Annotated in this window: 8 protein-coding genes and 3 pseudogenes; 4 read left to right on the top strand and 7 right to left on the bottom strand. The window is 67.1% G+C overall.

Features of this window, described 5'->3' with window-relative positions:
- Position 1: 1 nt before the first annotated feature.
- A pseudogene (locus GT370_RS13180) lies at positions 2-1,122 on the bottom strand (type III PLP-dependent enzyme).
- A 313-nt stretch (positions 1,123-1,435) separates the two neighbouring features.
- Between GT370_RS13180 and GT370_RS13175 the strand changes: the two are divergent.
- From GT370_RS13175 to GT370_RS13165, 3 genes are read left to right on the top strand one after another with little or no spacing between them, the layout of a single operon-like run.
- Positions 1,436-2,155: a response regulator gene (locus tag GT370_RS13175; RefSeq protein ID WP_008494163.1), complete on the top strand. Its 720-nt coding sequence runs from the start codon at positions 1,436-1,438 to the stop codon at positions 2,153-2,155.
- A gap of 17 nt (positions 2,156-2,172) precedes the next feature.
- Entirely contained in the window at positions 2,173-2,724 is a 552-nt protein-coding gene (locus tag GT370_RS13170) for a hypothetical protein (RefSeq protein ID WP_270183195.1), read from the top strand.
- Positions 2,725-2,737: 13 nt separating this feature from the next.
- A complete protein-coding gene (locus tag GT370_RS13165) occupies positions 2,738-3,643 on the top strand; it encodes an ATP-binding protein (protein WP_442865430.1) in 906 nt (301 codons plus the stop codon).
- Between the two features lie 130 nt (positions 3,644-3,773).
- Here the strand turns inward: GT370_RS13165 and GT370_RS13160 are convergent, their stop codons facing one another.
- From GT370_RS13160 to GT370_RS13145, 4 genes and pseudogenes are all read right to left on the bottom strand, one after another.
- The gene (locus GT370_RS13160; RefSeq protein ID WP_270183194.1) at positions 3,774-4,688 is read right to left on the bottom strand and encodes a CHAD domain-containing protein; all 915 of its coding nucleotides are present in this window, start codon (positions 4,686-4,688) and stop codon (positions 3,774-3,776) included.
- 53 nt (positions 4,689-4,741) lie between these two features.
- Positions 4,742-5,290, bottom strand: coding sequence for a hypothetical protein (locus GT370_RS13155; protein WP_270183193.1), 549 nt, complete (start codon positions 5,288-5,290; stop codon positions 4,742-4,744).
- A gap of 171 nt (positions 5,291-5,461) precedes the next feature.
- A complete protein-coding gene (gene thpR / locus GT370_RS13150; RefSeq protein ID WP_039885284.1) occupies positions 5,462-5,995 on the bottom strand; it encodes an RNA 2',3'-cyclic phosphodiesterase in 534 nt (177 codons plus the stop codon).
- Between the two features lie 76 nt (positions 5,996-6,071).
- Positions 6,072-7,837 (bottom strand): annotated as a pseudogene (locus tag GT370_RS13145) (aminopeptidase P family protein).
- 170 nt (positions 7,838-8,007) lie between these two features.
- Here GT370_RS13145 and GT370_RS13140 point away from each other — a divergent pair.
- Entirely contained in the window at positions 8,008-8,241 is a 234-nt protein-coding gene (locus GT370_RS13140) for a DUF1127 domain-containing protein (protein WP_008494169.1), read from the top strand.
- Positions 8,242-8,484: 243 nt separating this feature from the next.
- On the opposite strand, the pseudogene GT370_RS21530 reads toward GT370_RS13140, so the two are convergent.
- Together GT370_RS21530 and GT370_RS13120 are read right to left on the bottom strand one after the other, a co-directional pair.
- Positions 8,485-12,013 (bottom strand): annotated as a pseudogene (locus tag GT370_RS21530) (chromosome segregation SMC family protein).
- A 10-nt stretch (positions 12,014-12,023) separates the two neighbouring features.
- Positions 12,024-12,641 (bottom strand): DsbA family protein, encoded by a 618-nt coding sequence (locus tag GT370_RS13120; protein WP_039885161.1) that lies wholly within the window; start codon positions 12,639-12,641, stop codon positions 12,024-12,026.
- Positions 12,642-12,693: the final 52 nt, after the last annotated feature.

Below are 12,693 nucleotides of genomic sequence, written 5' to 3'. Positions count from 1 at the left end.
CTCAGATGTAATGCTCCGCCAGCGGCGCGAAGCCGTTGAAGTTCTGGCTGGCATAGCTGGTCACGTAGGCGCCGGCGTCGTGGATCAAAACCCGGTCGCCGGACTGCAAATCGAGGGGGAGGCTGAAGGATGTCTTTTCATACATGACATCGACCCCGTCGCAGGACGGGCCGGCCAGCACCACTGGGCCGGTGGGTCCATTGCCGGCGGTGATGCGATAGCGGATCGCCTCGCCCTCGGTCTCCGCCAGCCCGCCATAGCGGCCAATATCCAGATACACCCAGCGCCGCTCATCCTGCGGCATGCGCCGGCAGACCAGCACCGCCTCCGCCGCCACCACCCGGCATTGCCGACCATCGCGCGGCCCGGCTCGATCAGGATGTCCGGGATATCATTGCCGAAATGCGCGACCATGCTGTTCATGATGGCATCACCAAAGGCATCCGCCTCGGGCACGTCTTCCTGGTAGCGCACCGGAAAGCCGCCGCCGAGATTGAGCATCCGCATCGGCAGGCCAGCCGCCTTCAGGTCGGTGAACAGCATCGCCACTTCCGCGATCGCCAGCTCATAAGCCAGCGTGCCGGTCTGCTGCGAGCCGACATGAAAGGAGAGCCCGTGCGGCACCAGCCCCAAGCCAGGGGCGGCCAGCATCAGCTCCCTCGCCTTTTCCAGCGTGGTGCCGAATTTCTTCGAGAGCGGCCATTCGGCGCCGATATTATTCACCGCCAGCCGGCAATAGATCTTTGCCCCTGGCGCGTGCTGGGCGATCTTCTCCAGCTCCTCGCGGCTGTCGAAGGCATAGAGCGGCACCCCAGCCTTGTAGGCCGCCTGGATGGCGGAGGGCTTCTTCACGGTGTTGCCGAAAGAAATCGCCGCAGGCGCGGCCCCAGCCTCCAGGCAGGACTGGATTTCGGGCCAGGAGGCGGCATCGAAGCAGGAGCCCGCATCAGCCAGCAGCCGCAGGATCGCGGGCGCCGGATTGGCCTTCACGGCGTAATAGATCGAAGCCGCCGGCAAAGCCGCGCGCAGCCGGGCATAATTCTCCGCCACCTGGTCCAAATCCAGCACCAGGCACGGCGTCGCGGGCTGCGACGCCAGAAAGGAAGCGAGTTTGGGGGTCATGGCCCTCAAGTCCTTCTCTCAAATGCCCGCCTGTTCACGCGGCGGGGCAGGGTTATCGAAACGGTCGAACGAACCAGCCGACTTCCAGGTCGCCGGAGGGCTTCCCAGTCGTGCTGCCAGAACGCTTGACGCCGTTGCGTAACCGGAGAGCCGGCAGAGGCACGTACGTTGCTGCGTGAGCGCGCATTAGAGCCAACGGCCCAGGGGGGCAAGCGTTTTTTTCGTGGCCCGGACTGTTGCGGTTCAGGCCCGAATTGTCACGTATTGCAACCTCATCTGCCCAAAGCCCCAGCGGATCGCTATTGTAACAGCCATGGACACCCTGCCGCACATACTCGTCGTCGATGACGACCGTGAAATCCGCGATCTGCTGGCGAAATTCCTGGAGCGCCAGCGTCTGCGCGTGACCGCCGCGCGCGATGGGAAGGAGGCCCGGCGCGCCTTCCTCAACGGCCATTACCAGCTGGTGGTGCTGGACCTGATGCTCCCCGGCGAGGGCGGGTTGGAGCTGGCGCGCTGGTTCCGCGCCGAGACCAACGTGCCGATCATCATGCTCACCGCGATGGCCGATGAGACCGACCGGATCATCGGGCTGGAGCTGGGGGCGGATGATTATGTCACCAAGCCCTTCAACCCGCGTGAGCTGCTGGCGCGCATCCGCGCGGTGCTGCGCCGTACCGCCGAGGCGGAGGACCGCGCCGCCGACCAGACCGCGAAAACCTACCAATTCGCGGGCTGGGTGCTGGAGACCGCGCGCCGGCGCCTGCTGGACCCGAGCGGCACCGAGGTCGCGATCACCGGTGGCGAGTATGATCTGCTGGTCGCCCTGCTGGACCGGCCGAACCGGGTGCTGACCCGTGACATGCTGCTGGACCTGCTGCGCGGCCGCCAGGCCGGGCCGTTCGACCGGGCGATCGATGTCGCGGTCTCGCGCCTGCGCCGCAAGCTGGAGGATGACGGGCGCAACGCCCAGCTGATCAAGACCGTGCGCGGCGGCGGCTACGTGCTCTCCACCCCCGTCGAGCGGCTTTGATCTTTCGGCGGCTGAGATTGGGCTGTTTCAGGACGCGCCTGCTGCCGCACAGCCTGGCGCGGCGGACGATTCTGTTCCTGCTGGTCGGCTTCGCGCTGATCCAGATGCTGGGGCTGCTGGTGCATACGGTGAACCAGATCAATCTGCAGCGCCTGGTCGAGGAGCAGGAATTCGCCACCCGGGCGGCGATCATCTATCGCCATATCGCCCTGGCGCAGCCGGATAACCGCGCCCTCGTGGCGGCCCGCGAGCCGGTGCCCAAGGGCGACACGGTCAGCCTGACCATGGTGCCGCCCCAGCAGGGCACCCTGCCGATGCCGCTGCCGATGGCCGAGGCGGTGCGCGCCGGCATCTTCACCTATGGCATCCCGCGCCCTATCCATCCGCGCGGCATCGTGCTGCGGATCATCCCGCATCCGCTGCGGCTGATGGTCAGTTTCGGCCTGCCGGACGGGCTGTTCTTTCCGCCGCTGCCCCGCCCGATGCCGGCCCGCCCGATCACGCGCAACCGCCAGATGGCTTCCCTGACGGCCCGCCGCCCTTCGCCTTTCCCTCGCCGGACGAGCTGATGCCGCCCTTGATGTGGCTGACGGTGACGACCGAGCTGCATCCCCCGCCCCTTGGCGCTCGCCGGGCTTCGCCACCGCCTTCATCGTGATGATGCTGCTGGGCGGCATGATGATCACGCTGGCGGTGCGGCAATTGCTGGTGCCGGTGAAAACCCTGGCCCGCGCCGCCGAACTGTTCGGGCGCGACGTGGTCAATGCCCAGCCGCTGCCGGAAACCGGCCCGGAGGAGATCGCCACCGCGGCGCGCGCCTTCAACACCATGGCCGCGCGCATCCGCCGCTTCGTCGAGGACCGCACCTTCCTGCTCACCGCCATCGGTCATGATCTGCGCACCCCGATCACCAGGCTGAAACTGCGCGCGGAATATATGGAGGATGACGAGCAGCGGGCGAAAATGCTGGCCGATCTCGACGAGATGGAAGCGATGGTCGCCGCCACTTTGGCCTTCGGCAAGGACATCACCACCACCGAGCCGCTGGCCCGGCTGGATCTGGCCAGCCTGCTGCGCACGCTGGTGGACGAGGCGGGGGATCTCGACCCCGAGCGCGCCGAGACGGTGGATTACCAGGGCCCGCTGCATCTGCCCATCAATGCAAGGCCGCTGGCGCTCAAGCGCGCGCTGAGCAATCTCATCACCAACGCGCTGAAATATGGCGACGCGGCGCGGGTGCGGCTGCACCCGCCGGTGAAGGGCACGCTGCGCATCGAGATCGAGGATGACGGGCCGGGGATTCCGGTGGCGGAGATGGAGCGCGTCTTCGAGCCCTTCCACCGGCTGGAGACCAGCCGCAACCGGGAAACCGGCGGCTCCGGGCTCGGCATGTCGATCGCCCGCAACATCATCCGCGCCCATGGCGGGGATATCGCGCTGGCCAATCTGGCGCAGGGGCTGCGGGTGAGCGTGACGCTGCCGGTTTGAAAGTTTTGGGGCTGTCCCAGATAAGTTTCCGGCTTATACCTTCAACGCCTTGAAGGATCGACATCATGGCCAGATGAATGAAGATCTGGGACAGACCCAAAGTTTTTGCGGGTTTTGAAAAAACCCTCGGTCAGACGAAAAGCTTGGTGTTCTTGAATTCCGCCCAGGCGGCGTTCAGCGCCCGGGGCTCGCCCAGGGCGGCATGCGCGGTCCAGCCGAGCACGATGCCCAGAGCCCGCAGCGCCTCCGGCGTGCCGCCCTGCAACCGCGTGGCCAGCCCTTCGGCGGTCGCCATATCGTTGAGCTTGCCCAGCTCCTCCTGCAACGCCGCGGCGGCGCGGTTGAAGTTTCGCACCTTGCCCTTCTGCGCGCACAGCCCGCCGAAAAACTCAGCCGCATAGCGCAGCTTTTTCAACTCGATGCGCACCAGATGGCGGTCATGCGCCGGCAGCGCCGCCAGATGGCGCCCGCGCTTGCGCAGCTTGCGATGCAAACGCTGCAAGCAGATGGCGCCGAAATCGCTAGCCGGGGCGGCCAGTTGCGCCAGCGCCTCCACGGGCAGGCCGCCGCGCCAGCCGCGCCTGGCGATGAAGGCCTCGGCGGTGATGATGAAGCGCGTCGTCGCCGGATCATCCAGCAGCGCGCGCACGGCATCATAGCCGGCGGCGCGATGGGTCCGGCATTGCGCCGCCAGCGCCGCGAAGCCGCGCTCCTGCGGGAAGGCATTGGCCGGCCCGTCTTGCAGCATTTCGATGAACACGTCCCAGTTGCGCGCCTCGCCCATGGCGTTGGCGATGCGCTTGGCCTCCTCGCGCAGCAGCAGAAACTCCCCACATGGCAGCGCCCGGTTGAACAGCCCCAGCGCCGAGCGCAGCCGGCGCATGGCCACCCGCATCTGATGCACCGCCCCCACCTGGTCTCCATGCGCGAACACCGCCCAGTTGGCGCGGAACTGGTTGAGGCAGGATTTTATGACGTCATGCACCGCCTCATCCAGGCAGGGCGCCCCCTCCAGCGCCCCGGCAGCCTTTTGCGGCTTCAGCATCGGCCCGCCGGCCAGGCGCACGGCGCGCGGGCCGGGGCATTCCGGTTGCAGGGTCAGCGCCGCCTGCCCGGCGAGCGCCAGCGCGGCATCGGCCAGGGCGGTGGCCGGGCCGCAGAGTTCAACCTCCGCCAGGGCGATCTTTCCCCCTCGGCGCTGAGCTGTCCGGCCTCGAAACAGAGCGTGGCCCCGGCGAAGCTGCGCGTGGTCTGGCGCAGCCTGGCGCCGGCAATCTCATAAAGCGGCGCATCCTGCAGCAGCGTGGTCAGGCTGGCCTGCCAGGCCGGGCCGAAGGCGCTCAAATCCGGGTCTTCGCCGCTCTGCGCCGCGTCCAGCCGCACCCCCTCATGCAGCAGGCTGAGCCGCATCCCGCGCCCCGCCTTGCGCCAGCTCAGCGTCACCCCGGCCCGCGCCAGAGCGAAATCTTCCGTATCCAGATAGCGCTCCTGCAGCCGCTTCGCCCGCGTCGGCGGGCCGAAGAGCGGGCTCTGCTCCAGCGCCTTCAGCTGCGCCGGCACCAGGGCAAAGCGCCATGTCCGGATCACAGTCTGCTCGATTTCCGCTTCCGCCACCGGCGTCTCCGGCGTCAGGGCCTCGCCCGTCACAATCGCGTCCATGCCGCAACGATACCGTGGCGGCCGCCCCCGAGTCGAGCCGAAGAAATGTGAAGATTGCCGTAGCGCGCGAGGGGCTGACGCCCACGCGCGCTCCTCATGTTTTGGCGAGCCATATGTGTTTATTTCGCCGCTGCCGCGTCAATCCAAACATATATGGCTCTAAGCCAGGGCGTATTCGGCTTCCGGCGTGTAGGTTGGCTGGTCCTTGCCCAGGAAGGAGGAGAACAAGGTCACGTTATCGGCGCGGATCGGCGCCGAGCGGTACAGATTATTCGCCTGCACGAAGCTGGTCAGCGCGGGCGTCACCCCCATATCCATCCGCGCCAGCGTCACATGCGGGGTAAAGCGCCGCTTCTCCGGCGCCAGCCCGACGCGATGCAAAGCCGTCTCCACCTTCGCTTGCAGCCGCGCCAGATGCTCATTGCGCTCCACCCCGGCATAGAGCGTGTTCACCCGGCCATTCTTCTCGAACCAGCCGAGCCCGGAGAGGGAGAAGGTAAACCCGCGTCCGCGCAGCGCGCTCAGCGCCATGTCGATCTCCTCCGCCTGCAGCCGGTTGGCCTCGCCGATGAAGCGCAAAGTGAGGTGGAAATTATCCTCCGGCACCCAACGCGCGCCGGGCAGATTGCAGGAAAGCTCGCTGAGTTCTTCCTTGACCTCCCAGGGGAGGTCGAGTGCGACGAACAGGCGCATGGCTTGCCCTTTCTTCAAAAATTCAGCGAATCCGCAGCTCAAAGACTGCCTGATCCACGACGCGATGGTCAAATATTTATATGGGCGCGCAAACCCGCTTCAGCCAGCCGGCTGCTTTATCAGACAGATAAGGCGAGAGGCTGGCTTGCACCCGCGCATGATACGCATTGAGCCAGGCCAGCGCCTCCGCCGGCAGACGCGCCGAATCGATCAGCGCACGATCAAACGGGACAAGGGTCAGCGTCTCGAAGCGCAGGAATTGCGTCTTCGCTGCGGGAAGCTCCGCCTTCTGCACCAGCAGCAGATTTTCCATGCGGATGCCGTAGGCACCGGGCAGATAATAGCCCGGCTCGTCGGAGAGGATCATCCCCTCCGCCAGCGCCACCGGCCGCGCCGCGCGCGAAATGCTCACCGGCCCCTCATGCACCGAGAGATAGGCCCCCACCCCATGCCCGGTGCCATGGTCGTAATCCAGCCCGGCGCGCCACAGCTCCTGCCTGGCCAGCGCATCCAGATGCGCCCCCGCCACCCCTTCCGGAAACACCGCCCGGGCCAGCGCGATGGTGCCGGCCAGCACCGCCGTCACATGCGCCTTCACGCTGTCCGGCGCGGGGCCGGGGCCGGTCCAGATGGTGCGCGTAATATCCGTGGTCCCGTCCAGATACTGGCCGCCACTATCGATGAGATAGACCTCATCCGGCTTGATCGCCCGGTTGCTGGCCTCATCCACCCGGTAATGGATGATGGCGCCATTCTCCCCGGCGCCGGAAATCGCCGGAAAGCTCTCGCCCTTGAATTTGTCTTGCGCGGCGCGGCAGGCCAGCAGCCGGGATGCAGCGCTCATCTCGGTCTCCTTGCCGGTGGGCAGCGCCTCCGCCGCCCAGGCCAGGAATTCCACCATCGCCACGCCATCGCGCAGATGCGCGGCGCGCGCCCCCGCCTGCTCGGCCGCATTCTTCCGCGCCTTGGGCAGCGCCACCGGGTCCGGCCCGGGCGCGATCACCGCCCGCGCCTCCTTCAACGCCGCCTCAAACCAGGCCGGCTGGCTCGCCGGATCATAGCGCACCACGCGGCCTTCCAGCGTCGCGATCGCCCCCGGCAGCGCCTCCGGGGTCGCGATGAACACTTGCGGGCCGAGATGGGCGCGCAATTCTGGCGTGATCTTCTCCGGCGCCATGAACAGCCCGGCGGTGCCATCCTTGTGCAGCAGCGCGTAGCCGAGCGCGAACGGGCAGAATTCCAGATCCGTGCCGCGAATATTGAACAGCCAGGCCAGCGAGGCGCCATCGCTCAGCACCGCGCTATCCTGCCCGGCCGCCTGCAGCGCCGCCCCCAGCCGATGCCGCTTCGCCTCGCTGCTCTCCCGGCCAGCGCCTCCGGGTAAGGATAGGCCGGCGCCAGCGGCGGGGCAGGGCGGTCCGTCCAGATTATGTCGATGAGATTGGGCGAGAGCGGCACCATCTCCACCCCGCTAAAGCGCCCCAGCGCCTCGGCGCTGATCGTCCAGGGGTCATAGCCGATCCGCCCGCCCGGTGCTGCCTCGGCCAGCCAGGCCGCGGGCTTGTCCTCGATGATGTGCCGCCGCTCCCAGGCGCTGGCATCGGTCTGCTGCTCCAACTGCAAGGTATAGCGGCCATCCGAAAACACGGCAGCTCGCGCGCCCAGCACAATCGCCAGCCCCGCCGAGCCGGTGAAGCCGGAGATGAAAGCCAGCCTCTCCCCGCAGGGCGGGACATATTCACCCAGATATTCATCGGATCGTGGAATCAAATATCCATCCAGCCCGTATTGGCGACATGAAGCGCGTAAGGCGGCGAGGCGTGTGTTATGTTCTGATGACATGAGTAATCCCGTTGCTATGCTTCCAACGCAGGCCTGACTCGGCGTTCGCACCTGCACAAAAATTCCGCGAAATGCCCTATATGATGCCTCGAAACGGCGACGAACTGGTCGTTTCCGGAACGCAGCTGGCTCATCCCGAACCGGCCGTTCCATCAGAGAATAGGTGAATCATGTCGACGACTATCCATAACCGTACCACCCTGGGCAAGCTCGGGTCGCTGGTGATCTCGCGCGAGGCTCCTGTCGCCGCCGAGAGCAAGACGGGTGGGCTGCGCCGCTGGTTCAAGGCCTGGCAGGCCCGCCGCGCTGTCGCGAGCGAGCTCTACGCCATGAATGAGCGTGACCTGAACGATATCGGCATCTCCCGCGCCGATATCCCGACCATCCTGCGGACGGTCCGGTAACAACACGCTCCCCTTGGAGCTGGTACAATCAAGGCCCTCGCGGGGCCTTTTTTGTGTCGCCGTCATGGGGTAAATCCCAAGCGTTTTCGCCGCTTTTTTGTAAAAAAGCGGCACCAAAAAACTTTTGATAGTTTAGAGCAATATGTGTTTAGGCTGACGCGACAGCGTCAACCTAAACACATGAAATTGCTCGCCAAAACAAAACTTAGAGCCTCAAGCTAAAAGCTTGATGCTCTAAGTGCCTTATTCCGCAGCCATCGCGTGGCCTGGGTCCACCATGTCCATCGCCCGGTGGAAATCCACCGAGAGCAGCCGCGAAACCCCGCGCTCCTGCATCGTCACCCCGTAAAGCCGGTCCATCCGCGCCATGGTCAGATGATGATGCGTCACCACCAGGAACCTGGTGCCGGTCTCGCGCACCATATCCTCCAGCAGATTGCAGAAGCGCTCGACATTCGCGTCATCCAGCGGCGCATCCACCTCATCGAGCACCGAGATCGGCGCCGGATTGCATTTGAACACGGCAAAGATCAGCGACAGCGCCGTCAATGCCTGCTCGCCACCGGAGAGCAAGGACAGTGTCGAGAGCTTCTTGCCCGGCGGCTGCGCGAAAATCTCCAGCCCCGCCTCCAGCGGATCCTCCGAGCCGACCAGCGCCAGATGCGCCTTGCCGCCGCCGAACATGCGCGCGAACAGCCCCTGGAAATGCTTATCCACTTCGGCGAAGACGGTATTCAGCCGCTCCCGCCCTCGCGGTTCAAATGCCCGATCGAGCCGCGCAGTTTGGCAATGGCGGAGGTGATCTCGTCGCGCTCCTTGTCGATGGTGGCGATCGCGGCTTCCGCCTCGTTCACCTCGATCTCGGCGCGCAGATTGACCGCCCCCATCTCCTCACGCTCGCGCTGCAGCCGCTCCCAGCGCTTGCGGGCCTTGTCCTCAACCTCGGCATTCAAAACCTCCGGCGGTTCCGGCAGCTCCGGATTGGCGCCGAGACGTTCCAGTATCCGCTCCGCCACCGTGCCCCAGGCATGGTTAGCGGCGGTGATGTTGCCTTCCTCACGCGCCCGGGATTCTCGCGCGGCCGCCAGTTCGGATTCGGCGGCGCGGGCCAGGCGCATCGCGCCCTCATTGGCGTTCAACGCCTCCTGCAAGGCCTTGGCGGCGACGCGATGGGCTGTTTCAGCTCCCTGCAGCGCGTCCTGCGCTTCCTTATGCGCCGTCTGCGCCTGCTCAGGTGCCGCGTTCAGGCTCTCCAGCCCGCTCTGCGCCTCATTCAGCCGAGCGGTGAGGTCTTTCAGCCGGTCGCTCGCATCGCGGCCACGCTCGCGCCAGCCTTCCAGCTCGCGGGTCAGGCTTTGCAAACGCTGGCCGCGCTGGGTCTCGGCATTGCGCAGCGCCAGCAGCCGGGCGCGGGCGGCACTCTCGGCCTGGCGCGCCTCGTTCAGCGCGTTGCGGGCCTGTTCCACCGCCAGCCTGGCCGCATTCACATCCGGCAACGCCGCATGGGTTTCGCGCAGTTTGGCCAAAGCCGCCTCGGCCTCCTGCGCCTCGCTGCCCGCCTGCTCGGCCTGGGCGGCGGCGGCGGCGGCGCGGGACGCCCCGCGTTCAGCCTCGGCGGTCAGCCGGATCGCCTCGTTGCGGGCCTTGTCGAAACGCTGCTCCGCCAGCCGGCGCGCCTCGCGCGCGGCGGTTTCGGCGGCACGATGCGCCTCGCGGGTCTTCGCTTCATTGGCGCGGGCCTCGCGCTCGGTTGCCTCGGCCTTGATCCGCTCATCGCGTGCGCCCTGGGCGGCCTCGCGGGCCACGGCGCGCTCGCGCTCCAGCTCGGTCAGACGGTTGCGCTGTTTCAGCCGCACCGCCGCCTCGGAGGCCGCCCCGGCGCGGACGATATACCCATCCCAACGCCACAACGCGCCCTCACGCGAGACCAGAATCTGCCCCGGCGTCAGGTTCGGCTGATAGAGATCCCCGGTCTCGCCCTCCGGCAGCAGCAGAATATGCGAGAAAGCCCGCTTCAGCGCCTCCGGCCCTGCGCCAGCTCGGCGAAGCTCTGCAGCTTGCCGGTCGTGCTCTCCAGCGCCGGCAGCGCGCGCCAATGCCGCGCCGCGGTGAGGTCCGCCGAGGCCGATAATTCCTCCCGCAACGCCGCGCCCAAGGCCGCTTCCAGCCCTGGCGGCACGGTGATCTGATCCAGGATCGGCTGGCTCTCCCGCCCGAATTTCTGCGCCAGCAACGCCGCCAGCGCGTCATATTCGGTGCCCACCTTGGTCGCCGTGGCTTCCAGCGAGGCGGCGCGCGAGCGTGCCCCGGCGAGCTCGGCTTCCGCAACCGTCCGCGCCTCGGCGGCCTCGGCTTCGGCCTTCACCTTCGCCGCCTCGGCTTCGGTCACCGCCTCGCGCGCCCCGGCCAGAGCCGCCTCGGCCTCTGCGCGCTCCGTCTCCGCCGCCGCCACCCGCTCGGGCGGGATCAGCGTCGCGGCGATCTTGTCATGCTCGGCCTTGGTCTCGGCCGCGCGCTGGCCCAGCCGACGGGCCCGGCTCTCGGCTTCCTGCAAAGCGCGGCGGGCGGCCTCCGCCTCAGCGGCCAGACGGGCGGCATATTCGGTGGCCTTGGTGGCAGCCCCCTCGGCGGCGCGCATCGTCTCCAACGCCGCCTCGGCCTCATCGGCGGCCTGATCGATCGCCGCCGGCGCGGCGCTGGTTTCCTGCTGCAGCACCTCCTGCTCGGCGACCAGACGCGCCTGCGCCGCCTGCGCATCCGCCACCAGTTTTTCCGCATGGCCATGGTCGCGGCGCAGCGCCTCCAGCCGGGCCTTGGCATCGTTCAGCGCCGCGCGGGCGCGGGCTTCCTGCTCCTTCACCTGCTCCAGCCCGATGCGCGCGCGCTCCAGCACCGTCCGCGCCTGCGCCTCCGCCTCACGCAGCGCCGGCAGATTGGTGTCGGCCGCCTCGGCCTGGGCCGCGCTTTCCGCGGCCTTCGCAGCCGCCGCCGCCACCCGCGCCTCGGCGGCGGCGAAAGCGGCCTGCGCCGTCTCCCGCGCCTTCACCGAAATCGCCCGCTGAATGGACAGCAGCTCCGCCTCGGCGGCACGGATATTGCCCGAAAGCCCCTTATAGCGCGTCGCCTGCCGTGCCTGCTTGCGCAGCTCACCTAGCCGCGCCTCCAGCTGGCCTTTCAGATCATCGGCGCGCAGCAGATTCTGCTCCGCCCCTTTCAGCTTCAGCTCCGCCTCGTGCCGCCTGGCATGCAGCCCGGTGATGCCCGCCGCCTCTTCCAGCAGCGCCCGGCGCTCCTCCGGCCTGGCATTCACCAGCGCACCGACCCGCCCCTGGCTCACCATCGCCGAGGCGCGCGAGCCCGAGGCCAGGTCCGCGAACAAGGTCTGCACGTCGCGGGCGCGCGCCTCCTTGCCGTTGACCCTGTAGGCGCTGCCCGCCCCGCGCTCGATCTTGCGGGAAATCTCCAGATCCGCCGATTCCTGGAAGGGCGGCGGCGCCAGCCCCAGCGTCTCCTCCAGCGTCAGCGTCACTTCCGCCAGATTCCGCGCCGCCCGGCCGGAGGTGCCGGCGAAGATCACATCCTCCATCTCATTGCCGCGCATATTGCGGGCATTGGCCTCGCCCATCGCCCAGCGTAGCGCCTCGATGACGTTGGATTTGCCGCACCCGTTCGGCCCGACCACCCCGGTCAGACCGGGGAGGATCTCCACCGTCGTCGGGTCGGCAAAGCTCTTGAAACCGGCAATCCGCAGCCGGGCGAAACGAGCGGGCATTCAGCCTCCTTTAGCCCCCGGCCGCCTTGGCGATCAGGGCGGCGAAATCCTCGTAATCCATCGCCCCCGGATAGGTCTTACCGTTCAGCACGAAGGACGGGGTGGCGTTGATCTTGTAGGTGGTCTCGGCTTCCTTCTGGCCGGCGAGAATCCATTTCGCCAGCGCCATGTCGTTCCAGGCCTTGTCGTAGGTCGCCTGGTCCATGCCGGCCAGGGCGGCATATTTGAAGATCGAGGCGTGATAATCCTCGCCCTGCTGGAAGGCCCAGTCATTCTGGCTGGCAAACAGCGCCTCGATGAACGGGTAATATTCATCCACCGGCAGATAGCGCGCCACCTGGGCCGCCTTCAGCGCCACCTGGTCGAGCGGGAAATCATGATAGACGATGCGCAGCTTGCCGGTATCCACCAGCTTCGGCTTCACCTGCGGCATGGTGACCGTGCCGAACTCGGCGCAATGGGTGCAGGTGAGGGAGAAGAACTCCATGATCGTCACCGGCGCGGTGGCGGCGCCGATCGAGCGCTGCGTCTCGGTGGCCGGAAGGCTGCCCGAGTCGGCCCAGGCGGCGCCTGGCATCAGCGCGGTGGCACCCACAACAGATAGTATGGAACGGCGAGTAAACTGCATGTTGTCTCCTATATCTAGTGTAGCCAAAGACCCTGCCGGGAGTCCAACCCGG

It is taken from the genome of Acidocella sp. MX-AZ03, from assembly GCF_027626035.1.
Lineage (GTDB): Bacteria > Pseudomonadota > Alphaproteobacteria > Acetobacterales > Acetobacteraceae > Acidocella > Acidocella facilis.
Note: the sequence above shows the minus strand (reverse complement) of the source record. Positions and strands in the feature narration are given on the sequence as shown.

Coding starts and splice junctions, on each gene's coding strand:
- GT370_RS13175 (WP_008494163.1), top strand. CDS start 1,436: ATGGACACCCTGCCGCACATACTCGTCGTCGATGACGACCGTGAAATC.
- GT370_RS13160 (WP_270183194.1), bottom strand. CDS start 4,688: ATGCTGAAGCCGCAAAAGGCTGCCGGGGCGCTGGAGGGGGCGCCCTGC.
- thpR (WP_039885284.1), bottom strand. CDS start 5,995: ATGCGCCTGTTCGTCGCACTCGACCTCCCCTGGGAGGTCAAGGAAGAA.
- GT370_RS13140 (WP_008494169.1), top strand. CDS start 8,008: ATGTCGACGACTATCCATAACCGTACCACCCTGGGCAAGCTCGGGTCG.
- GT370_RS13120 (WP_039885161.1), bottom strand. CDS start 12,641: ATGCAGTTTACTCGCCGTTCCATACTATCTGTTGTGGGTGCCACCGCG.